This window comes from Micromonospora sp. NPDC049047, from assembly GCF_040649135.1.
Taxonomy (GTDB): Bacteria; Actinomycetota; Actinomycetes; order Mycobacteriales; family Micromonosporaceae; genus Micromonospora.
The window spans coordinates 246985-269372 of record NZ_JBEZEY010000004.1 but is presented as its reverse complement, the minus strand read 5'-3'; the positions used below and the strand labels follow the sequence as shown (position 1 = coordinate 269372).

Genomic DNA, 22388 nt, shown 5'->3' with positions numbered 1-22388 from the left:
TTTGTGGACTCTCGGCGACATGGCCGCCGGGGTCGCCTTCCGCTCGATCGTGGTCGCCGGCCGCGACGACCCGATCACCCGGTTGTTCTACGGGATCAACTCGGCCATGGCGAGCGCCTCGTCCAGCCGGCCTGCGGCCAGGTCGTCGAGACGGATCACGAAACGCCCGTCACTCCGGTAGTAGCGCTCGTTGTCCACGGGAAAGTGGGCGAGCGACACCCACTCGGTAGTCAGTCGGTGCGTCTCCCGCTCCACCTCGGAATACCATTTCGCGACCGGAACGACGATCTCGCCGAGCTTCTCGCGCCAGGCGAGGGTCTGCTCCGCGAAACTCCTGATCACCTCTTGGTCGGCGTACCCGCCGAGGTAGGCGCTGGCGTACCCGTCGTCGGACGGCCAGAGATCGTTGGCCAGGGCGCAGAGCTCGTCGAGGTGCGGCAGGTCACGCTCGAGGTCACGGGCCAACTGCTGCTGGAAGGGCGACAGGTCGTCCTCGTCCTCGTCTTCGTCCTCGTTGTCTTCGTCCATCCCGAACCACGTGGGGACCTCCGCGCGTAGCGTGGCGCTGACGTCGTACTGCTCGTCGACGAACGGGTGGTCGGTGGATCCTGCCGCCACCTCGGTGTCGGTGCCGGCCGGCACATGCACGACTCGCCCATACCTGCGGTCCCCGGTGGCGGCGGCCTGCTCCTGGTTCAGGAAGAACAACAGCGAGCCGTCTGCCGGCAGGCCGAAGCCGTCGACTCTGGGCAGCGCCGCACAGTCGACCGAGAAGATGAACGGCAACGGGCTCTCCCCGTCGGTCGGCCAGTCCATGCCCACCGGCAGTCGGGGCGCCCCACCGAACCGCCCGACCGGAACACCGCTGGATCCTCCGCTCAGCCGGATCGGCAGGCGGAGGTGCTTGATGAACCGGCTGACCTCGTCGTCCGGGATGCCCAACGCGAGCGCTGCGTGGCGAAACTGCCCCTCATGATCCATAACGCGACATGGTGCCACGTGGGCGAGCCCGGCGACCGGAGGCCGGTGGCCCGCACGCGCTGTCGTCGGCACCGCTGTCGCCGTGACCGGGGTCGCGGGAACGACCCCAGGCCGGATAGGACAGGGCGCGTCAACCGGGGTTGACACGGTGGCGTTGTCAACGTATGTTGACGGCATGAGTCAGGCGACAGAACTCGCGGCGGCAGCCGGCAGCACCGACCCCCGGGTCGGGCTGCGCGCCGTCCGCGCGCTGCGCCGGCTGCTTGAGCGGCTTGAGGTGGTCCAGGTGGACAACGCCCGTCGACAGGGCTGGTCCTGGCAGGAGATCGCCGACGCGCTCGAGGTCAGCCGGCAGGCGGTGCACAAGAAGCACGCCGGGCGACCGGCGATCAACTCATCCTGGGAGGCGTGATGTTCGAACGGTTCACCGACCGGGCGCGCGGCGTGGTGCGCCGGGCGCTGGAGGAGGCGCGCACCGAGGGGCAACGGCCGGTCGGCACCGAGCACCTGCTGCTCGCCCTGCTCGACGACGACGCCGGCCTGGCCAGCCGGGTGCTCGCCGACGCCGGCGTGCGCGCCGACGACCTGCGCGAGCGCGTCCGCCGGCACACCGGCAGCGGCGGCGCCGGCCTCGGCGACGCGGACGCGGCGGCCCTGCGGGAGATCGGCATCGACCTGGCCGCGATCGTGGCCCGCATCGAGCAGTCCTTCGGCCCGGACGCGCTGCGCGAGGCCGTACCGGCGCCGCGCAGCCGCTGGGGTCGGCGCCGGCGGTACCTCGGCGGACCCTTCTCGCCCCGGTCGAAGAAGGCGCTGGAGCTGTCCCTGCGCGAGGCGCTGCGCCTGCGCCACAAGCACATCGGCACCGAGCACATCCTGCTCGGAGTGCTCCGGGAGGGCCACGGGCTGGGCGCGCTGGTGCTCACCGAGTCCGGCGTCGACCTCGAGGACCTGCGCCGACGGGTGGAGACCGCGCTCCGAGCGGCGGCCTGACGGGTGCGCTCGCGTTGAAACCTGTCTGTGGCACTTTCGACGCGAGCCCCCCGCTGGGTCGCTGAAGCCGCCCTGGTGTTGCACACTGGCGCCCGTGGATGCTGGACAGGACAGACGGCCCTCCGGGGGCGACGGCGGGCTGCGCTCCGCCGTGGTGGTCAACCCGGCGAAGGTCGATGATCTCGACGAGTTGCGCCGCACCGTCAACGACGCCCTCGCCGCGGCCGGTTGGCCCGAGCCGGAGTGGCACGAGACCACCGTCGAGGACCCGGGCCGGGGCCAGACCGAGCAGGCCGTGAAGGCCGGTGTCGACCTGGTCTTCGCCTGCGGTGGGGACGGCACCGTGATGTCCTGCGTGAGCGCGCTTGTCGGCACCGACGTGGCCCTCGCCGTGCTGCCGCAGGGCACCGGCAACCTGCTCGCCGCCAACCTCGGTCTCAGCACCGACCTGGCCGCCGGGTTGCAGGTCGCTGTCGAGCGGGGCCGACGGCTGCTCGACGTCGGCGCCGTCGAGCAGCAGTACTTCACAGTGATGGCCGGCATGGGCTTCGACGCCCAGATGCTCGAGGCCACGAACGAGACCACAAAGGCCCGCATCGGCTGGCCGGCGTACGTCATGGGCGCCGCCCGCCACCTGCGGGACCGGCCGATGCGGGTGAAGATCCGCATTGACGACCGCCCACCGGTACGCCGTCGGGCCCGGTCGGTCCTGATCGCCAACGTCGGCCGGCTCCAGGGTGGTGTGCACCTGCTCACCGAGGCCGAACCGGACGACGGGTGGCTCGACGTCGCAGTGCTCACCCCGAACAACCTGCGGCACTGGCTGGCGCTCGGGTGGGCGGTGGTCCGCCGCCGTGGCCAGGTGCCGCGGATGGAGGTGTTCCGCGGCCGACGCGTGATGATCACCAGCAACCGGGCGCAGCCGCGGGAGCTGGACGGCGACCTGATCGCCCCGGGCCGACAGCTGGCTGCGGAAATCCGGCCGCAGGCGCTCTGGCTCTGCGTCCCGCAGCCCCAGGACGCGCCCGATCTGGCAGTGGATGCTGAAGGCGCCGGGGAGCGGGGCGAGCAGCTGATCAAGGAGGCGCGCCGTGAGTAGCACACGGATCGTGCCGGAAACCCGGCTGATGGCAGACGAGGAGCTGTCCGCCGACGACGCCTGGCACACCCTGCGCCGCCACGGCGGCTGGGGCCTGCTGCGGGACGCCTTCATCAGGTTCCGCTACGGCGACGGGTTCAGCCACTCCCGGGCCTTCGCCCTGCAGCTCTGCCTCGCCGTGGTGCCGTTCCTGATCGCCCTCACCGGCCTGATCAGCGAACTGGGCGTCGAGGAGGGCGGTCAGGTGGTGGCCGACACCGTCCTGGCGCTCACCCCGGGCCAGAGCGCGCAGATGGTCGCCGAGCTGCTGGGCGAGGGCGAACGCGTCGAGGACGCGGGAGAGCTGGCACTCACCCTCGGTCTGCTCACCGGGCTGTTCGCGCTGACCACCACGATGGCCCAGATCGAACGGGGCGCCAACCGGATCTACGGCGTCGAACGGGACCGCCCGGCGCTGCGGAAATACCTCCGCGCCGCGGTGCTGGCCGTCGCCGCGGGCCTGCCCGCGCTCGCCGGTTTCCTGATCCTGGTCGGTGGCGGCGCGATGGGCGACTCGGTACGCACGCACTACGAGTGGGGTGCGGTCGCCAACGGCATCTGGGACGTCATCCGTTTCCCCCTGAGCCTCGGCCTGACCGTCCTCGCCGTCGCCGTGCTGTTCCGGCACGCCCCGCGTCGCAACCAGCCCGGCCTGTCCTGGTTGTTCTTCGGCGCCGGCATCGCCACCGTGCTGTGGTGGTTGGCCAGCCTGCTACTCGCCGCGTACGTGCGGTTCAGCGACGGCTTCGGCCAGACCTACGGCGCGTTGACCGGGATGATGGCGCTGCTGCTCTGGGCCAACCTGACCGGGATGGCGCTCTTCGGCGGGCTGGCCTTCGCCGCCCAGCTGGAGGCGCTGCGCATCGGTGCACGGGAGCCGGCTCAACCGGACCTCTGGGAACCCGACCCCGACCGTGCCGAGCTGCTCGACACCGGAGACATGACGGCGCTGTAGGGACAATGCGTGTACGCGCGGCACGGATCGGGTAAAGCGCCTCGCCAGACAGACAAGGGAGGTGCGGAGTGACCGCGGTCAAGGAGATGGCGCGACGTCCGATCGGTCACTTCGCCGAGCGGAGCATCGCCGGTCTGGTGGCCGTCACCGGCGCCGGGGTGGCCTTCGGGCTGCTGTTGCTGCTCGTCCGGGTGCGGTGGAGCCCGTTGCAGGACGCCGACCACGCCGCCGCCGAGTGGTTCAACGGGCTCGTCGCCCCGCACCACGCGCTTGTCACAGTCCTCCAGGCGGTGACCGACCTGGGTGGCCGGCCGATCCTCATCTGGTTGATCAGCGTCGCCGTGGTCGGGCTGCTGATTCGCAAACAGCCACGGCTGGCGGTCTACCTGATCATCACCGGGGTCGGTGGCCTGATCCTCGACCCGTCGCTGAAGACGCTTGTCGGTCGGCTCCGCCCGGTCGTGGACGTGCCGGTCGCCAGCGCACCCGGCAACAGCTTCCCGAGCGGGCACGCGCTGGGCTCGTTCGTCGCGTACGGGGCGCTGCTGCTGGTGTTCCTGCCAGCCATGGCACCCCGCTGGCGCAAGGCGGCGATCGTCGGGGTCAGCGTGCTGGTGGCGCTTGTCGGCCTGACCCGGATCGCGCTGGGCGTGCACTTCATCTCCGACGTGCTGGCCGGCTGGCTGCTCGGCGCGGCCTGGTTGGGCGTCACCGCGTACGCCTTCCGGTTGTGGCGACGCGAGCGCGGCCGTCCGGTGCCGCCGCTCAGCGAGGGCCTGGAGCCGGAGGCGGGGCACGACATCGCCGCCGCCCCCGCCGAGGAACACGTGCTGGCCCACCCCCGCTCGGCGGTGGCCGAGCTGCTGGTGGGCTGGGTGCTCGTGTTCGGTGCGCTGTACGGCTTCGGCACGTACGTCAGCTACTACGCCAAGGGCACCTTCTTCGACACCCTGGACACCGAGGTGCCGCGTTGGTTCGCCGAGCGGCACACCGACGTGTTGACGGACGTGAGCTGGTGGTGGAGCAAGTTCGGTGACACCCACGCCATCCTGATCATTTCGCTGGTGTTCTGCCCGCTGGTGCTGGCGGTGTGGCGACGCTGGCGTCCGGTGCTGTTCGTGGCGCTGGCGATGGTGGGGGAGCTGACCCTGTTCCTCGCCTCGGCCCGCGCCGTCGACCGGCCGCGTCCGCCGGTGGAGAACCTCGACGGGCAGATGCCCACCTCGTCGTTCCCGTCCGGGCACATCGCGGCCACCATCTGCGTCTGGCTGGCCATCACGCTCATCGTGTTCCCGCGTACCGACAGGTGGTGGCGGTGGATCTTCGTGGCGCTGGCCGTCATCATGCCGGTCGGGGTCGCCACCTCGCGGATGTACCGGGGCATGCACCACCCGACCGACTTCATGGGCGCGATAGTGCTCTCCGCGCTCTGGATCGGCCTGCTCTACCTGGTCATCCGCCCGAACGCCGACCTGAAGGAAGGCAACCAACCGGCAATCGAGTCGGAGGACGTGGACACCCTCGACGACGAGCTGGCGCGCGCCGGCCGAGCCGACTGAGCGCCGCCGTGCTGCGGTTGATGACCTGGAACATCCGTACCGGCGGTCGGGATCGCGGCGGTTCCGACCGGCTGGATCAGGTGGTCCGGGTCATCGACGAGCAGGCGCCCGACGTGCTGGCCCTCCAGGAGTTGCGCGGCTTCGACCGCGACGGGCTGATGGACAACGTCGCCGCTCGGGTGGGGATGACGCAGCACCTGGCCCGGTCCTGCGTCGGGCAGCCGGTCGCGGTACTGGTCCGGCCGCCGTACCGGGTCCTCGACGCGGGGGCGCTGCGCCGGCCGTTCCACCACGCCGCCGCCCGGGTCGTGGTGGCGACCGCCGCCGGCCCGCTCACAGTGCTCGGTGCCCACCTCTACCCGTACTCCGGTGGGCGGCGGCGGATGGAGGCCGACTGGCTGGTCCGGGCGGTGCGACGGGCCCGCGGCCCGCTGACACTCGTCACCGGTGACCTCAACTCGCTCGACCCGGGCGTCGACCACACCGAGCGGCTGGCCGGGATGCCGACCCTCTACCGGCGGCGACACCTGCGCCGCTTCGGTGGGGCGGTGGACACCCGGGCGATCGCCCGGTTGCTCGCCGCCAACCTGGTCGACCTCTGGCCGTCGGTAAACGCCGGCGCGGCCGAGGCCGAGGGCCTGACCGTGCCCACCCGCCTGGGCGGGGCCGAGTTCGCCGGGATGCGACTGGACTACCTGCTCGGCACGCGCGACGTGGCGGAGCGGACGCGGGAGTGCCGGGTGGTCCGGGGCGCAACCGCGGACACCGCCTCGGACCACTATCCGCTACTCACCACACTCGACCTCGATCCGGCCGCAACCGGCGTCTGAGCCCTGGCGTGGGCCGGTTACCGTGCCCACCGTGACCGACCCCCGGCCCGCCCGCCCGCCGCTGCCCGACCCACCGAGCGGGCACCCCGCCACACCACCGACGGCGGTTCCGGCACCGCTGGCCGCGGACCCGGCCGCCGTCGCGCTCCCGCTCGTCGCGGCCGTCGCGCGAGGTCTGGCGCTGGTCGTGGTGCTGCCGGTACGCCTGCTCTGGGAGCTGATCGCGGCTGCCGGCGGGCTGGTGTACCGAAGCCTGCTCAGCCCCGCCGGCCGCTTCCTGCGTCGTTGGCTGCTGTCCCCGCTGTCCTGGGCGCTGCACCGACTCCTCTGGCTCCCGCTGGTCTGGCTCGGGCGGGGTCTCGCCTGGGCGGCCCGTACCCTCGTCTGGCTCCCGCTGGTCTGGCTCGGGCGAGGCATCGCCTGGCTGGCGCGCACGCTGCTCTGGGCGCCGCTGGTGTGGCTGGCGTACGGCATCGCCTGGCTGGTCCGCACGCTGCTCTGGACGCCGCTGGTCTGGTTGGCCCGCCACGGGCTGCGTCCGGCTCTCGTCGCTCTGGGGCGGGTGCTGGCCTGGCTCGCCGTACATCTGCTCCTGCGGCCGCTGCGCTGGCTGGGCGCGGTGCTCACCCCCGCCGGACGGCTGCTGTGCCGTGGCGTCCGCGCGCTCGCCGGGATGGTGAGCGCCGCGTTCGTCGGATTGGCCCGGGGGATCTGGTGGGTGGTCGTCCGGGTCGGCCGGCTGCTCGTCGCCGTGGTGGTCGGTGCGTGGCAGGCAGCCGGTCAGCTGGTGCGGCTGTTCTACCGCCTGCTGCTGCGCCCGCTCGGCCATGGGCTGCGCTGGGTGTGGCGGCACACCGTGCGCCCGCTGGTGCGGGGAGTCCGGTGGGTCTGGTCGGCGACGGTTGTGCCGGTGGCGCACGGTCTCAGGGCGGCCTGGCGGGCCACCGTCGCGCCCGCGGCCCGGTGGGTCCGCCGGTCGGTGCTCGACCCGGCCCGGTTGGCCTCCCGTGAGGTGCTCAGCGTGTTGGGCCTGCGCCGCTCACCGTGACGGGTGTCCTCACAGCACCAGGTTGACCAGGACGGTGAGCACCACCGAGGCGAGGATCGAGAAGAGGATCATCAGGAGGCAGCCGAGGCCGCCGCCGAGCGGGCGGATCTCCGTGTTACCGAAGCGCATGAGAGTCACCTGTCCGAGAGTGCGGGGCGAGGGGCGAGCAGGCGGCGGCAAGCGTCCGCGACCTGCGTCGGGGCGGTCGTGACGACGTTGTGCGCGGCACCGGGCACGACAACCAGGCGCGCGTCCGGCACGAGCCGGGTCGCCTCGTCGCGCCACTGTGCCGGTACGACCGGGTCGCGAGCCCCGGTCACGACGAGGGTTGGCGCGGTGACGCGAACGAGGTCCCCCTCGATCGGGTTGTGCACCGAGTGCGACAGCGTCGCGAGGACCCGCCAGGGCCGGGCGTTCCAGACGTCGCGGACCAGGATCGGCGCCTGCCACGGCGCTTCGCGCAGGCAGTCCACCAGCCACCTGCCGAACAGGCTCCTGCGGGACCGGGCCGACGGGTCACTTGTCGGCCCCGCCAGCACCAGGGCGCGTACCGCGTCCGGGTGGTTCGCCGCGAGCGCGGCGGCCACCTCGGCGCCGAACGAGTGCCCGAGCAGGCAGACCGGCGGCAGCCGGTACTCGGCCAGCCAGGCGGCCAGGTGCGCGGCGTGCCGGTGGACGTCGTACGCGCCGTCGGGGTGTTCGCTCAGCCCGAAGCCGGGCAGGTCCGGCACGTACACCTGGTGGGTGGTGGCGAGCGCGACGGCCAGCGGGGTGAGGTAACGGTGCGAGACGGCCAGTCCGTGCACGAGCACCACGGGCGGGGCCCCGGTCTTCGGGTCCGTGCCGCGCCGGGTGTGGGTGCGCAGACCGTCGACGAGCCGCCACTCGCTCGTCAACCCGGCTGCCGGTCGCGGCGCGGCCAGGGCGAGCCGTAGCTGCGCCGGACCGGACCGACCACCGGGCGTGGGCTTCACAACGCCCGCAGCCGGGGCAGGAGCTGCTCCTGCGCCCAGTCCAGGAACATCGGCTGGGTCTCCCCGCCGACCTGGATGATCGCCACGTGGGTGAAGCCGGCGTCGACGAACTTGCGGAACGCCTCGACGTGCGCGTCGACGTCCGGGCCGCAGGGGACGCCCTCGGCGACATCCTCCTCCCTGACGAACTGGGTGGCGGCGGCGAAGGACTCCGGGCCGGGCAGGTCGGCGTTGACCTTCCAACCCATTCCGAACCAGCGGAACTGGTCGTGCACGATCTTGCGGCACTCAGCCTCGTCGGGGCCGTAGCAGATGGCCACCTGGCCGTACCGGGGCTGGCCGGCACCGCCGGCGTCGTCGTACATCTCGATGATGTGCCGGTCGGGTTCGGTGGAGATGATGCCGTTGCCGTACTCGGCGGCCAACGTCGCGGACTGCCGACCGGACGCGGCGACGGCCATCGGTACCGGCCGTTCGGGGCGGTCCCAGACGTAGGCGTCGGGCACGTCGAAGTGGTTGCCGGAGAAGGTGAGCGTCTCCCCGTTGAGCAGCGGCCGGATGATCTGCAACGCCTCCTCGAACATCTCGTGCCGCTGCTGCACGTGCGGCCAGCCACCGACCACGTGCTCGTTGAGGTTCTCCCCGGCCCCCAGCCCGAGGGTGAACCGGCCGTCCGAGAGCGCCCCGATGGTGCTGGCCTTCTGGGCGACCACGGCCGGGTGGTAGCGGCGGATCGGGCAGGTCACGAACGACATGAGTTGGGCGCGGGAGGTGGCGTGGGCGACCGCGCCGAGCACCGACCAGGCGTACGGGGAGTGGCCCTGGGAGTCCAGCCAGGGGTAGTAGTGGTCGGACATCACCAGTTGGTCGAAGCCGGCCGCCTCGGCCCGGATCGCGTGGTCGACCAACTGCTTGGGACCGGCCTGTTCGCCCATCAGGGTGTAACCGACGCTGACCATCCTGGTCTCCCCTCTCACTGTCTGATCGTTCCCCGGATACCCCGGTCGGCAGTGGTCAACCCTCCCGTCCGGTTCTGGAATGACAGTGCTTGACGGATGACGGTGGCCTGCCTACCGTCGGTCTTAACCGGTTAAGAGCCGGAGGTGGCGCACATCCTGTGGTGGGGATGATCGCCCCGTGACGGCCCGCGTTCGCGCGGGCCGTTGCGGCTGTCCGGAGTTCGGGCCCGCCAACTGAACCGGTTGCGAGGGCCAATCCATCGCCCTACGCTGATGCGTGCGCGCCGGGAGTCGGGCGCGGCTGCCGGGCTGCAGCCGCCTTCCCCTGTCACGTCCCCACCCCTGTCGGGCACCGGGGGTCCTCCCTGAGGAAGGCCATGAAGACTCGACTCACCGCCGCGGGCGCGGCCCTGCTCGCGTTGCTCGTCGCCGTGCTGGCGTTCGGCCAGCCGGCACGCGCAGCGGCTGGTTTCTCCGTCGCGGGCGGCAAGTTGTACGACGCCAACGGCACCGAATTCATCATGCGGGGCGTCAACCACGCGCACACCTGGTATCCGCAGCAGACCAGATCCTTCGCCGACGTCAAGGCGCTCGGCGCGAACACCGTGCGGGTGGTGCTCTCCAACGGAGACCGCTGGACCCGCAACACAAACGCCGACGTCGCGAACGTCATCGCGACCTGCAAGGCCAACCGGCTGATCTGTGTGCTCGAGGTGCACGACACCACCGGGTACGGCGAGCAGAGTGGGGCGATCACCCTCGACCGGGCCGTCGACTACTGGCTCAGCCTCGCCGACGTCCTCGTCGGGCAGGAAAAATACGTCCTCGTCAACATCGGCAACGAGCCGTACGGCAACCAGAACTACGGTTCCTGGGCCACCGACAACGCCAACGCGATCAAACGACTCCGCGCCGGCGGGCTGACCCACACGATCATGGTGGACGCGCCGAACTGGGGTCAGGACTGGTCCTTCACCATGCGGGACAACGCGGCGTCGGTCTTCGCCGCCGACCCGGCCCGCAACACGGTCTTCTCCATCCACATGTACGGGGTCTTCGACACCGCGGCGGAGATCAGCGACTATCTGGGTCGGTTCCGTGCCGCCGGGTTGCCGATCGTGGTCGGTGAGTTCGGTTTCAACCACTCCGACGGGGACCCGGACGAGGACACCATTCTCGCGTACAGCCAGGCCAACGGGATCGGCTGGCTTGGTTGGTCGTGGAGCGGCAACGGCGGTGGGGTGGAATACCTGGACCTCGCCACCAACTTCAACCCGGCCAGCCTGACCACCTGGGGCCAACGGCTCTTCAACGGCGCGAACGGCATCCGGCTGACCGCCCGGGAGGCAAGCGTCTTCGCCCTCCCGCCGCCGCCCACCACCGCGCCGCCCACCACGCCCCCACCGACCACGGCCCCACCGACCACGCCGCCGCCTGCGGGCGGCTGCACGGCGACGTACACGGTGACGAACCAGTGGCAGGGTGGCTTCCAGGGTGAGGTACGGGTGAGCGCGGGTGCGACGGCGATCACCGGATGGACCACCCGCTGGACCCTCGCCAACGGTCAGAGCGTCACCCAGTCCTGGAATGCCGCCCTGACCAGCAGCGGATCGGCGGTGACCGCGCGCAACCTGGAGTACAACGGACGGTTGGCCGCCGGCGCCAGCATCAGCTTCGGGTTCCTCGGCGGCTGGACCGGCAGCAACCCGGCACCTCAGGTGAGTTGCACGGCGAGCTGATCAACGAAGCTGACCACGGTGGCCGGGTCCGCGCGGGCCCAGCCACCGTGGCCGGCTACGGCGACCGCCGCGGGGCGCCGAACTGTGCGACGTCGCACATCCATCAGGGACAGTCGGTAACGCTCAGCTCATTAGGATGATCCTATGAAGCGGCGAACTGCCTGGATCCTGGCGCTTGCGACGGCGTCGGTCCTGCTCATGGGGTTCGGCGTCTACGTCACGACGAAGGTGTTGTTGCGGCCACCACCGACGGCGGTAGCGGCCGACGTGATGGGCGACTGGAGTGGACGCGATGACGTCGTGCTGACCCTCAACCCCGATCACACCTTCACTGCACGGAACCTGCCCCTCAACATCCAGTCGGATCGTTTCTCCGGGCCCTTCAGCGGCTCGGGGAAATGGCGACTGTCGGCCCCGGACCGCTACCACAGCCAAGACGTGGTCGTGGAGATAGACGGGTACGGAATGCCGCTGACCCTGGCGGGGCGGGGAAGTCGGATCCGGCTCTACATGACGTACGACATCGTGGGCGACGGCGATCGGTTCTGGTTGGACAAGAACTGAGGCTCACCGCCCCTGGCCGGCCCTGACCACCGATGCGGGTGCGGTCAGTGTTCCCCGGCCAGGTTCACGATGACCACCCCGGCGATGATCAGCGCGATTCCGGCAAGCTTGGCCAGCCCGACCGGCTCATCCAGGAACACAGCCCCGATCGCCACGATGGTGGCGGTGCCCAGGCCGGACCAGAGTGCGTACGCGACCCCCACCGGGATCTCCTTGACCGCCTGGGCAAGCAGCAGAAAAGCCAGCACGTAGCCGGTCAGGCAGCCCACTGTCGGCCAGAGCCGGCTGAACCCCGCGGTGCTCTTGAGCAGGCTGGTCGCCAGCACCTCGGCGAGGATGGCGATCCCCAGCAACACGTACGCCATGCGGTCCCCGGTCCTGATTGCTCGACGGTAAAGGTCGGTGGCCAGGCTATCGTCGGTGCCCGGCACCGCTCGACATTCGACAGGCGTCATCGCCCGGTGGCCGATCGCTGCCGGGTTGCCGATGACCCCGCATACATCTCACTCGGCCCCTTTGGAGCTGATGTCGCAAACGATTCTGCCGCGCATACTCTCGCGGCATGCCCCGCTGCCCTGTTCGCCTGCCTGCCTGCCTGCCTGCCCTGCCCGCCCCGGTTGCCCTGCCCGCCCCGGTTGCCCTGCCCGCCCCGGTTGCCCTGCCCGCCCCGGTTGCCCTGCCCGCCCCGGTTGCCCTGCCTGCCCGGTTGCCCGGCCTGCCTGGGCGGTCGGCCGCTTGCCCCGTTCGTCAGCGCTGACCTCCCGACTGGCCGGGCTGACGGGCTGTCGGCCTGAATGCCAAGGCCCGCAGAGTGACGCTGCTGGGTGCCAGTGCGCTGCCCGGGCTGGACAGCGTCGTGGGTCCGGATACCGGTCCTGCTGGCCAAGCGTCGATACTCGTTCGGCGGGTGATTCGTTTACGACATCAGCTCCATAGGTAACCCGGGGCACCATTGGTCGCGCCCCCGCGCCCCCGCGCCCCCGCGCCCCCGCGCCCCCGCGCCCCCGCGCCCCCGCGCCCCCGCGCCCCCGCGCCCCCGCGTTCGGCGCCCCGCCCTCGCGCCCCGGCACGGACCCGCCCTCGCGCCCCGGCACGGACCCGGCCGACCGCCCCAGCGCCGACCGCGCCCACCACGTGGGTGAAGTCGGGGAGCTCGGTCAGTCGGCTTTGGCTGGCGCGGGTTCGGCGGCGAGTCGCGCGGCCCGCATGATCAGATAGCGCTGTTCGGGCAGGCTGCTCGTGCGGGCGGCGGCGGTCCGGTAGTCGATGATCGCCTGCTCCCGGTCGCCGGCCATCTCGTGCAGGTGGGCCCGGGCGGCGGGCAGCCGGTGGTGCCCGGCCAGTCGGGGGTCGTCGGCCAGCGCGTCGAGGGCGGCGAGGCCGGCCGAGGGTCCGTGCACCATGGCGGTCGCCACGGCCCGGTTGAGCGCCACCACCGGGCTGCCGACGAGCCGTTCGAGCACCTCGTAGAGCGCGAGGATCTGCGGCCAGTCGGTCTGCGTCGTGCTCGGCGCCTCGTCGTGCAGGGCGGCGATGGCGGCCTGCACCTGGTACGGACCGACGGGTCCACGCGGCAGCGCACGGGTGACAAGCGCGACGCCCTTGGCGATCGCCGCCGCGTCCCAGCGGCTGCGGTCCTGGTCGGCCAGCGAGATCAGCTCGCCGGACGGCCCGGTCCGCGCCGGGCCACGCGCCTCGGTGAGCAGCATCAACGCCAGCAGCCCTGTCGATTCGCTGTCGTCGGGCAGCAGCGTGTGCAATGCGCGGGTCAGCCGGATCGCCTCCGCCGCGAGGTCGATCCGGCGCAGGGCCGGGCCGGTGGTGCTGGTGTGTCCCTCGGTGAAGACCAGGTAGAGCACCTGCCGCACGCTGGCGAGCCGATCGGCCCGCTCCGCCGGGTCGGGCATCCGGAACGGCAGCCCTGATGCGCGGATGCGCTGCTTGGCCCGGCTGATCCGCTGCGCCATTGTCGACTCGGGCACCAGGAAGGCGCGGGCGATCTCGGCGGTGCTCAGCCCGCCGACGGCGCGCAGGGTCAGGGCCACGGCCGCCGTGGGGGCCAGCGCCGGATGGCAGCAGAGCATCAGCAGGACGAGGGTGTCGTCCCGCTCGGCGGTCAGCTCCTCGTCCGCGGCCGGTGCGTACCGCCGGTCGTCCGGGTCGTGGCGGGCGACCAGGTCCTCCCGGCGGCGCCGGGCCTGCTCACCGCGGACCAGCTCGATCATCCTGCGGTAACCGACCTGGATCAGCCAGCCGCGCGGGTTCGCCGGCAACCCCTCGGCCGGCCACTGGGCGACGGCGGCCAGCAGCGCCTCCTGCACCGCGTCCTCGGCGGTGGCGAAGTCACCGAACCGGCGGGCGAGCACGCCGAGGACCTGCGGCGCCAACTCGCGCAGCAGGTCCTCGACGTGGTGGTCGGTGATCAGTCGTCACAGCTCCGGGGATGGGGCGGACATCAACGGGTGCACCTCGATCGGCATGTTCAGCGGCCGGCCGCCGGGGCCGGGTGCGGTGGAGATGTACCCGGCCAACTCCACCGCCCGCTCCGGGCTGTCGCAGTCGACGATCCAGAAGCCGGCGAGAAATTCCTTCGTCTCGGCGAACGGCCCCTCGGTGACCATCGGCGCTCCGCCCTCACCGGCGCGGACGATCCGGGCCTGCTGCGGGCCGCCAAGGCCCTGCGCGTCGACCCACTCCCCGGCGGCGGTGAGCTTCTCGTTGACCTCGCCCATGAACGCGATGTGCGCCTGGACCTCCGCCGGGGTCCAGGTGTCGATGCTCGGGAAGTCGGCCCCGGCGGCGCTGAACTGCATCAGCAGCATGTACTTCATGGTCGGCTCCTCACGCCTGCGCACCGTCCTCGGTGCTCTCACCCTGAGGTAGAAGCAGCCGGCACCGTTCTCGACACCCCGACCAAAGAATTTTCTAACCGGCCTCGGCGACCTCCAACACCAGGCTCTGTTCCGGGTGCAGTGCGGGCATCTGCAATCCCACCCGGGCCAACGCCGCCCCGGTGAGGACGACGACCCCGGTGGCCAACCAGGCCGGTGGGGACCGGTCGATGGTCGCGGGCATCGGTACCTCCGGGACCGGCCGAACCCGGTAACGGCGTTCCGGGTCCAGGCCCGGTAGCCGGACCGCGCCGGGGGACTGCGTGGCGGAGGTGCTCAGTCGCGCCACCGCGTACACCGCTCGGGTTTTGTCGTGGTCGACCACGCCGTGTGCCCAGACGGCCGGGTCCGGGTGGTCGACCCGGACCACGCGACCGGAGTGCAGCAGTGGGCGCAGCCGCTTGTGCAGCGCCACCCAGGCGGCCAGTTCGGTCTGCTCCGCGGTGCTGATCGAGGCGACGTCCCACTCGATGCCGTGGTGGCCGAAGAGCGCGGTAGCGGCCCGGAAGCTCAGGTCGTGTACGCGGTTGGTGGTGTGCGAGCGCTGCGGGCCGATGTGCGTGCCGGTCAGCTCCGGTGGCAGCAGCAGACTGGTCCAGCGTTGGATGCTGAGACGTTCCAGGGCGTCGTTGCAGTCGCTGGTCCAGACCCGGTCGGTGCGGGCCAGGATGGCCAGGTCCACCCGGGCGCCGCCGGACGAGCAGCTCTCGATCTCCACGCGGGGATGCCGGTGGCGCAACTCGTCGAGCAGCCGGTAGACCGCCAGGGTCTGGCCGTGCACGCCGGGGCGGCCGTGGTGCCCGGCCTCCGTGAGGTCCCGGTTCTGGTCCCACTTGAGGTAGCTGATGCCGGGATGGTCGATGAGCAGCGCGTCGAGGCGGGTCAGCAGGTAGTCGTAGGTTTCCGGGCGGCCCAGGTCGAGCACCTGCTGGTTGCGCCAGGCCGGCGGCAGCCGGCCCGGCACGGCGAGCAGCCAGTCCGGGTGCGCGCGGAACAGGTCGGAGTCGGGGTTGACCATCTCCGGCTCGACCCACAGACCGAACTCCAGGCCCCGTCCGGTCACGTGGTCGATGAGCGGTTGCAGGCCGTCAGGCCAGACGCCCTCGTCGACGTACCAGTCACCGAGGCCGGCGGTGTCGTCACGCCGGCCGCGGAACCACCCGTCGTCGAGGACGAAGCGTTCCACGCCGAGCTGCGCGGCCCGGTCGGCGAGGGCCCGCAGCCGGTCCAGGTCGTGGTCGAAGTAGACCGCCTCCCACACGTTGAGGGTCACCGGGCGGGGGGAGCGCGGGTGCCCGGGTCGAGCCCGCAGGTGGGTGTGCAGCACGTCGCTGAGCCCGTCCAGCCCGGTGTCGGACCAGACCGCGTAGAGCAGGGGAGTGTCGTACGACTCGCCGGGGGCGAGCCGGATCTCGCCGGGGGCCAGCAGTTCGCCGCCGCCGAGCGTCGACTCGCCGGTGGGCCGGCGCTCGGCGAATGTGACGTGGTCGCCGCTCCACGCGGTGTGCACCGCCCACACCTCGCCGTGGCCGAAGCCGAACCCTGCGGTGCCCGCCACCAGCAGCAGCGTGGCGTCGTGCCCGGTCCGGCCGTGCCGACCCTCGCGGACCCAGGCGCCGTGCGGGAACGGGTGCCGCTGCGGGGACCGCTCCCGGCACCACCGACCGGTCAGGTCGAGCAACTCGGTGGCGACCGCCGGCACCGGCACCACCGGGGTCAGCTCCCGCAGCTCGTACGCCGTCTCGCCGTCGTTGCGCAGCCGGTGCCGGACGGTCAGCAGGCCGTGCGGGTCGAGGGTGATCTCACTGGTCAGCGACAGACCGGCGGCCGGGTCCGACGCCAGCACCGTCACCCGCGCGGCGTCCGGGCCGCCGTGCGCACTGTCGGCCGGGAGTACGCCCACCCCCTCCCCGCCCGCGCCCACGCGGCCCGGGTCGGGGCTGCCGTCGCGCACGTCCAACCCGTCGAGGCGGAACGAGGTGGACCAGTCCCGGCCGTCGCGGTGCCCGGCCAGCCCTGGGCGGCCGCTCCAGCCGGCGCTCGCCTCCGGCACCAGGGACAGCACGGGCGGCTCGTCGAAGCTGCTCGGCACCACCGGCGGCACCGTCGCCTCGGTGAGCTGGCGCAGGCCGTCGTCGTCGAGGTCGCCGACGTCGCCGCCCCAGTGCACGATCCGGGGCAACCCCGGGCCCCGCGCGTCGAGCACCAGGCTGGTCCGCGCGCGGCGCAGGTGCAGGATGGTCATCCTTTGGAGGCTCCCAAGGTCAGGCCCCGAACGAAGTGCCGCTGGAGCATAAAGAAGATCACCAGAGTGGGGATCGCGACGAGCACGCTGCCCGCCGAGACCAGGTTGTTGTCGGTGAAGAACTCACCGCGCAGGTTGTTGAGCGAGCTGGTGACGGGAAACTTGTCACCGGTGCGCATCAGCACTGTGGCCCAGAAGAACTCGTTGTAGATCCAGGTCACCTCCAGGGTGGCCAGCGCCGCCAGGGCCGGTCGGCACAGCGGCATGGTGACCTGCCAGTACTGCCGCCAGATGCTGGCTCCGTCGACCATCGCCGCCTCGTACAGGTCGCGGGGCAGCGCCTTCATGTAGTTGCTGAGCACGAAGACGCAGAAGCCACACTGGAAGGCCACGTTGATCAGGATCAGCCCCCAGTAGCTGTCGTAGAGCAGCTCGGAGTCGCTCATGAACTCCGGCAGCGGCACCTCGGTGAACAGCCGGAACAGCGGGATGAGCAGCGCCTGCTGGGGCAGCAGGTTGGCGGCGGTGAACACCCCGAGCAGGACGATGTTGAGCTTCCAGCTGAACCGGGCGATGACGAACGCCACGCAAGAGGCGAGAAGGAGGGTGAGCAGCACCGCCGGCACGGTGATGTACACCGAGTTCAGGAAGTGCTTGCCGAACTCCGCCGTCCGCCAGGCGGTGACGTAGTTGTCGAGGGTCCAGCCGCCGAACGACACGTAACCGTTGGCGGCGGTGTAGTCGTACGAGCGCAGTGAGGTCAGCACCGCCCAGGCGATCGGGAAGAGCCAGGCCAGCGCGACGGCGATGAGGAAGCCGTGCAACAGCAGCCGCGCCGGCGTGAGCTTGCGGCGGCGGTGCGGCCGGTCGGTCTCGTCCGCGCCGCGCCGGGTGGCGGTCGTGGTGCTCATTCCCGGTTCTCCCTCATCACGGTCGCCAGGTAGATGGTGATGAAGACGAGCGAGACGACCAGCATGATCGTCGCCAGCGCCGAGCCGAAGCCGATCCGGCTCGCCTCACCCACCACGTTCTGGGTGACCAGCGCGGAGATCAGCTCCAACCCGTTGCGGCCCTTGTTGACCACCCAGACCAGGTCGAACGCCCGCAGCGACTCGATCACCGTCACCACCAGCACGATGATGTTGATGGGCCGCATGACCGGGAACACCACCCGGAAGAACGTCCGGCGCTCCGAGGCTCCGTCGACCGCCGCGGCCTCCCGCAGGGACGGGTCGACGCCCTTCAGCCCGGCCAGGTAGAGCAGCATGATGTAGCCGACGTGCCGCCAGCCGGAGGCGATCAGGACCGCCCAGATGTTGACGTTCGAGTCGCCGTACCAGTCGACGTTGCTGTTGAACACCGCGTTGATCAGGCCCTGGTCGCGGGAGTAGAGCAGCTGCCAGACGAAGCCGATCAACGCGAGTGAGAGCACCACCGGCAGGTAGAGCGCGGTCTGGTAGAAGCGGCCGCCGCGCAGCTCCTTGTCCAGCAGGACGGCCAGGAACATGCCGAACGGGGTGGCGACCACGAACAGGGCGGCCAGCCAGAGCAGGTTGTGCTGGATCGCCGGCACGAACGGCGGGTAGATGTTCACCACGTCGCTGTAGTTGCGTGCGCCGACGAACTCGATCTCGTTCAACGGGCCGATGCCGTCCCAGTTGGTGCCGGACAGCAGGACGGTCGCGGCGGCCGGCAGCCAGACGAGTCCGGTGACGAGCAGCAGCGGGACGAGCACCATGAGCGTGATGACCACGCGGTCGGTGCGGGACAGGAGCCGTAGCCGCCGGCGACGACCACCCGTGGAGGTGGTCGGGGCCGGCGGCGGCACGGCGCGATCCGATTGGATCAGGGGCAGGTCGGACACGATGTCCTTCCCCTTCCGCCGTCAGTCAGTGAAGATCGACTTCTTCTGGTTCTCGATGGACGCGGTGAGCCCGTCAATGTCCTTGGGGTTCTTGATGAACTGCTGGATCGCCGGGATCATCACTGTGGAGGCGAAGTCCGGTCGGGTGTCCCGGTCGAGGAACTGCGCGATCTCGGTGGCCGAGCCGACCAGTTCGGCGGCCTTCTTCTGCAACGCGGTGTAGCCGGCGACGTCCGCGCCACTGTTGGCGACCAGGACGGCCGGGTCGTTCTTGAGGTTGATGTCCGCGGCGGCCTTGCCACCGAAGTACTCGAGCAGCTTGCGCGCGTTGTCCTCGTTCTTGGGCTTGCGCGCCATCATGTAGCCGTCGATCGGGGCGTCCAGCGCCTTGGCGCCGATGGACGGGTCGATCTCGGGGAAGGTGAAGAAGTCGAGGTCGTCCTGCTCGTCGTTGCTGAACTGCTGACCGACGAAGAGGCCGAGCAGGTACATGCCGCTCTTCTTCTGCTGCAACGACTGCGCGGCCTCCTGCCAGGTGCGGCCGAGGCTGTCCGGCTGGTGCAGGGGGAGCAGGCCGGCCCAGGTGTCGAAGACCTTCTTGACCTTGTCGGAGGTCCAGGCCTCCTTGCCGGCCATCAGGTCGATGTGGAACTGGTAACCGTTGATCCGCAGGTTGAGGATGTCGAAGGTGCCCATCGCCGGCCAGCCGTCCTTGTCGGCGAAGGCGATCGGGGTGAGCCCGTCCTTCTTCATCTGCTCACCGAGCGCGGTGAACTGGTCCAGGGTGGTGGGCACCTGGTAGCCGTGCTGCTGCCAGACCGACTTGCGGTAGAACACCGCCCACGGGTAGTACGTCCCGGGCACGAAGTACTGCTTGCCGTCGTCGCCGGTGGACGCCTTCTTGAAGGCGTCGGAGTAGCCGGAGAGCTTGCTCCACACGTCGCTGACGTCGCCGGCCAGGCCCTTCTGGGCGAAGAAGCGCATCCGGTAGCCGGCGAACCAGGTGAACACGTCGTCCGGCTTGCCCTGCAGGTAGTTGTTGATGTTCTCCTGGAACGTGTTGTGGTCGACAGTGTTGATGGCGACCTGGACCCCGGACGCGGTCTTGAACCCGTCGGTGACCTTGACCATCACGTCCTTGGGCTTGGGGTCGGACTGGTTCGAGCCGAGCGACACGTCCTTGCTGGACCCGCCGGAGCCGGAGTCGTCGCCGCAGCCGGCGAGCAGACCGGTGCCGAGCAGCGCGCCCGTGCCGGCCGCACCAGCCAACAGCGAGCGTCGGTTGATGCCGGCGACGGAGGGCGGTACGAGTCGAGCCAGGTACTCGGCTTGGGATCGGGGACGGGACATCTGTGCCTCCTGCGGATGAAGAGGTGCTGCGCGAAGGGCCGTCAGAGGTGGTCGAAGAGGTCCGGCAACGTGATCACCCATCGGGATCCACCGAGAATCCACATTGGTGAACACGAACGGCCATTGGGGCCTCAAGCTACCCGTCCGTCGACCGCTGTCAAGAGGGCAGTTCACCTTCGATAACCCAGTTGTGATACGGCCGTTACGCGGTAAACGTTGGAAAGTGAATCGATGTTGGAACTTGTTGACTTCAATGCCGTACCGGGTGCACCCTCAGCTCTCATGCGGCAGTGGCACGGGAACGGCATCTATTTCGGCGGCGACTACAACCCCGAGCAGTGGCCCGAGCAGGTCTGGTCCGAGGACGTCGAGCTGATGCGCCGGGCCGGGGTCAACCTGGTCTCGCTCGGCATCTTCTCCTGGGCCCGGCTGGAGCCAACCCCGGGCCGGTTCGAGTTCGACTGGCTGGACCGGGTGCTGGACCTCCTGCACGGCGGAGGAATCCAGGTCGACCTGGCCACCGCCACCGCCAGCCCGCCGCCCTGGCTGGCCCGGGCGTACCCGCAGACGTTGCCCCGCCGCGCCGACGGAGCGATCCTCTGGCCCGGCGGACGACAGGCGTACTGCCCCAGCTCGCCGATCTTCCGTGAGCGGTCACTGGCGTTGGTGCGGGCGGTCGCCGAGCGGTACGCCGAGCACCCCGCCGTGGTGATGTGGCACGTCTCCAACGAGCTGGGCTGCCACAACGTGCACTGCTACTGCGACGTCAGCGCCGAGGCATTCCGGGGCTGGCTGCGGGAGCGCTACGGCGACCTGGACCGGCTCAACGACGCCTGGGGCACCGCGTTCTGGAGCCAGCGCTACGGCGACTGGGCCGAGATCAACCCGCCGCGGACCGCTCCGACCTTCGCCAACCCCACCCAGCAGCTCGACTTCCTGCGCTTCTCCTCCGACGAGCAGCGCGCCCAGCTGCGCGCCGAACGCGAGGTGTTGACGGAGCTGGTCCGCCAGCCGATCACCACCAACTTCATGATCGGCCTGGCCAAGCACATGGACTACCACTCCTGGGCCGACGACGTGGACCTGGTCTCCAACGACCACTACCTCAACGCGGCCGACCCGCGGGCGCACCTCGGGTTGTCGCTCGCCGCGGACCACACCCGGGGCGTCGCCGGCGGTGCTCCGTGGCTGCTGATGGAGCACTCCACGAGCGCTGTCAACTGGCAGCCGCGCAACGTGGCCAAGCTGCCCGGACAACTACGCCGCAACAGTCTGGCGCACGTCGCCCGGGGAGCCGACGGGGTGCTGTTCTTCCAGTGGCGCGCGTCCCGGGCCGGCGCCGAGAAGTTCCACTCCGCGCTGGTGCCGCACGCCGGGCCGGACACCAAGGTGTTCCGCGAGGTCTGCCAACTCGGCGCCGACCTCAAGGCGCTCGCCGAGGTACGCGGCAGCCGAGTCGACGCCGACGTGGCAGTCCTGTTCGACTGGGAGGCGTGGTGGGGAGTCGAGTTGGATTCGCACCCCAGCGCCGACGTGACGTACGCCGACCGGCTGAACGCCCTGTACGGCGCACTGTGGCGGACCGGCGTGACCGCCGACATCGTGCACCCGTCGGCGGACCTCAGCGGCTACCGGCTGGTCCTGGTGCCGACCCTCTACCTGGTCCGGGACGCCGACGCCGAGGCCCTGCACCGGTACGTCGAGGGCGGCGGCACCGTGGCGGTCACCTACTTCAGCGGAGTCGTCGACGAGAACGACCACATCCGCCTCGGCGGCTACCCCGGCGCGTTCCGGGACCTGCTCGGCGTACGCACCGAGGAGTTCTTCCCACTACGCGAGGGCGAGCAGGTCCGCCTCGACGACGGCAGCACCGCCGACGTGTGGACCGAGTGGCTGCACGCCGAGGGCGCGGAGGTGCTCGCGTCGTACACCGATGGGCCCCTGCCGGGCGTGCCGGCGGTGACCCGGCACCGCCTCGGCGACGGCGCCGCCTGGTATGTCGGCACCCGGTTGGACGAGACGGCCACCGACCGGCTGGTGGCCCGGCTCGTCGACGAGGCCGGCGTCCGGCCGGCCGCGCCGGCACCGACCGGCGTGGAGGTGGTACGCCGACGCGACGGCGACCGGAGCTGGCTGTTCGTGCTCAACCACACCGACACCGGGGTACGGCTACCGGCGCACGGCGTCGAGTTGTTGACCGGCGCACCGTGTACCGGTGAGCTGACGGTGCCCGCCGGTGAGGTGGCCGTCGTCCGGGAGGACAGGGTTGATGTCTCCGGTGTGAAGGAGGTTCCCTGA

General features: G+C 70.9%; 21 protein-coding genes. 10 read left to right on the top strand and 11 right to left on the bottom strand.

What is annotated here, in order from left to right; translation table 11 throughout:
- Positions 1-87 precede the first annotated feature (87 nt).
- Complete coding sequence (locus tag AB0B86_RS09355; RefSeq protein WP_357407934.1) at positions 88-981, bottom strand: DUF1963 domain-containing protein; 894 nt, start codon at positions 979-981, stop codon at positions 88-90.
- A 175-nt stretch (positions 982-1156) separates the two neighbouring features.
- Between AB0B86_RS09355 and AB0B86_RS09350 the strand changes: the two genes are divergently transcribed.
- The 7 genes from AB0B86_RS09350 (at position 1157) to AB0B86_RS09320 (ending at position 7504) form a co-directional block, all read left to right on the top strand.
- On the top strand, positions 1157-1393 hold the full coding sequence (locus AB0B86_RS09350; RefSeq protein WP_357407932.1) for an HTH domain-containing protein: 237 nt from the start codon (positions 1157-1159) through the stop codon (positions 1391-1393).
- Positions 1393-1974 carry a Clp protease N-terminal domain-containing protein gene (locus AB0B86_RS09345; RefSeq protein WP_357408135.1) on the top strand — a complete coding sequence of 194 codons (582 nt, stop codon included), beginning with the start codon at positions 1393-1395 and terminating at the stop codon, positions 1972-1974. The genes AB0B86_RS09350 and AB0B86_RS09345 overlap by 1 nt, the downstream gene beginning before the upstream one ends.
- Positions 1975-2068: 94 nt before the next feature.
- Positions 2069-3073: a diacylglycerol kinase family protein gene (locus AB0B86_RS09340; protein WP_357417113.1), complete on the top strand. Its 1005-nt coding sequence runs from the start codon at positions 2069-2071 to the stop codon at positions 3071-3073.
- Positions 3066-4067, top strand: coding sequence for a YihY/virulence factor BrkB family protein (locus AB0B86_RS09335; protein WP_357407928.1), 1002 nt, complete (start codon positions 3066-3068; stop codon positions 4065-4067). Before AB0B86_RS09340 ends, AB0B86_RS09335 begins: the two co-directional genes overlap by 8 nt.
- A gap of 68 nt (positions 4068-4135) precedes the next feature.
- Positions 4136-5626, top strand: a complete 1491-nt coding sequence (locus tag AB0B86_RS09330) for a phosphatase PAP2 family protein (protein ID WP_357417108.1) — start codon at positions 4136-4138, stop codon at positions 5624-5626.
- Between the two features lie 8 nt (positions 5627-5634).
- Complete coding sequence (locus AB0B86_RS09325) at positions 5635-6456, top strand: endonuclease/exonuclease/phosphatase family protein (RefSeq protein ID WP_357417105.1); 822 nt, start codon at positions 5635-5637, stop codon at positions 6454-6456.
- Positions 6457-6487: 31 nt separating this feature from the next.
- Positions 6488-7504 carry a hypothetical protein gene (locus AB0B86_RS09320; protein ID WP_357417103.1) on the top strand — a complete coding sequence of 339 codons (1017 nt, stop codon included), beginning with the start codon at positions 6488-6490 and terminating at the stop codon, positions 7502-7504.
- A 9-nt stretch (positions 7505-7513) separates the two neighbouring features.
- Here the strand turns inward: AB0B86_RS09320 and AB0B86_RS09315 are convergent, their stop codons facing one another.
- From AB0B86_RS09315 to AB0B86_RS09305, 3 genes are read right to left on the bottom strand one after another with little or no spacing between them, the layout of a single operon-like run.
- Positions 7514-7642 (bottom strand): hypothetical protein, encoded by a 129-nt coding sequence (locus tag AB0B86_RS09315; protein ID WP_357408147.1) that lies wholly within the window; start codon positions 7640-7642, stop codon positions 7514-7516.
- Positions 7639-8478 carry an alpha/beta hydrolase gene (locus AB0B86_RS09310; RefSeq protein ID WP_357417101.1) on the bottom strand — a complete coding sequence of 280 codons (840 nt, stop codon included), beginning with the start codon at positions 8476-8478 and terminating at the stop codon, positions 7639-7641. Before AB0B86_RS09310 ends, AB0B86_RS09315 begins: the two co-directional genes overlap by 4 nt.
- A complete protein-coding gene (locus tag AB0B86_RS09305; RefSeq protein WP_357408133.1) occupies positions 8475-9437 on the bottom strand; it encodes a TIGR03557 family F420-dependent LLM class oxidoreductase in 963 nt (320 codons plus the stop codon). The genes AB0B86_RS09310 and AB0B86_RS09305 overlap by 4 nt, the downstream gene beginning before the upstream one ends.
- Before the next feature lie 377 nt (positions 9438-9814).
- Here AB0B86_RS09305 and AB0B86_RS09300 point away from each other — a divergent pair, with 377 nt between their 5' ends.
- Both AB0B86_RS09300 and AB0B86_RS09295 read left to right on the top strand, forming a co-directional pair.
- The gene (locus tag AB0B86_RS09300) at positions 9815-11176 is read left to right on the top strand and encodes a cellulase family glycosylhydrolase (RefSeq protein WP_357417098.1); all 1362 of its coding nucleotides are present in this window, start codon (positions 9815-9817) and stop codon (positions 11174-11176) included.
- A gap of 144 nt (positions 11177-11320) precedes the next feature.
- Positions 11321-11740: a hypothetical protein gene (locus tag AB0B86_RS09295; RefSeq protein WP_357407917.1), complete on the top strand. Its 420-nt coding sequence runs from the start codon at positions 11321-11323 to the stop codon at positions 11738-11740.
- A 44-nt stretch (positions 11741-11784) separates the two neighbouring features.
- Here the strand turns inward: AB0B86_RS09295 and AB0B86_RS09290 are convergent, their stop codons facing one another.
- The 7 genes from AB0B86_RS09290 to AB0B86_RS09260 form a co-directional block, all read right to left on the bottom strand.
- Entirely contained in the window at positions 11785-12105 is a 321-nt protein-coding gene (locus AB0B86_RS09290; protein ID WP_357407916.1) for a multidrug efflux SMR transporter, read from the bottom strand.
- 792 nt (positions 12106-12897) lie between these two features.
- The gene (locus AB0B86_RS09285; RefSeq protein WP_357417236.1) at positions 12898-14163 is read right to left on the bottom strand and encodes a sigma-70 family RNA polymerase sigma factor; all 1266 of its coding nucleotides are present in this window, start codon (positions 14161-14163) and stop codon (positions 12898-12900) included.
- Between the two features lie 6 nt (positions 14164-14169).
- On the bottom strand, positions 14170-14571 hold the full coding sequence (locus tag AB0B86_RS09280; protein ID WP_357413678.1) for a YciI family protein: 402 nt from the start codon (positions 14569-14571) through the stop codon (positions 14170-14172).
- A 94-nt stretch (positions 14572-14665) separates the two neighbouring features.
- Positions 14666-16876, bottom strand: a complete 2211-nt coding sequence (locus tag AB0B86_RS09275; RefSeq protein WP_357413680.1) for an alpha-galactosidase — start codon at positions 16874-16876, stop codon at positions 14666-14668.
- Entirely contained in the window at positions 16873-17787 is a 915-nt protein-coding gene (locus tag AB0B86_RS09270) for a carbohydrate ABC transporter permease (RefSeq protein ID WP_357413682.1), read from the bottom strand. Before AB0B86_RS09270 ends, AB0B86_RS09275 begins: the two co-directional genes overlap by 4 nt.
- Positions 17784-18740, bottom strand: coding sequence for a sugar ABC transporter permease (locus AB0B86_RS09265; RefSeq protein WP_357413684.1), 957 nt, complete (start codon positions 18738-18740; stop codon positions 17784-17786). Before AB0B86_RS09265 ends, AB0B86_RS09270 begins: the two co-directional genes overlap by 4 nt.
- A gap of 21 nt (positions 18741-18761) precedes the next feature.
- Positions 18762-20090 carry an ABC transporter substrate-binding protein gene (locus AB0B86_RS09260; protein WP_357413686.1) on the bottom strand — a complete coding sequence of 443 codons (1329 nt, stop codon included), beginning with the start codon at positions 20088-20090 and terminating at the stop codon, positions 18762-18764.
- Between the two features lie 282 nt (positions 20091-20372).
- Between AB0B86_RS09260 and AB0B86_RS09255 the strand changes: the two genes are divergently transcribed.
- A complete protein-coding gene (locus AB0B86_RS09255) occupies positions 20373-22388 on the top strand; it encodes a beta-galactosidase (protein WP_357413688.1) in 2016 nt (671 codons plus the stop codon).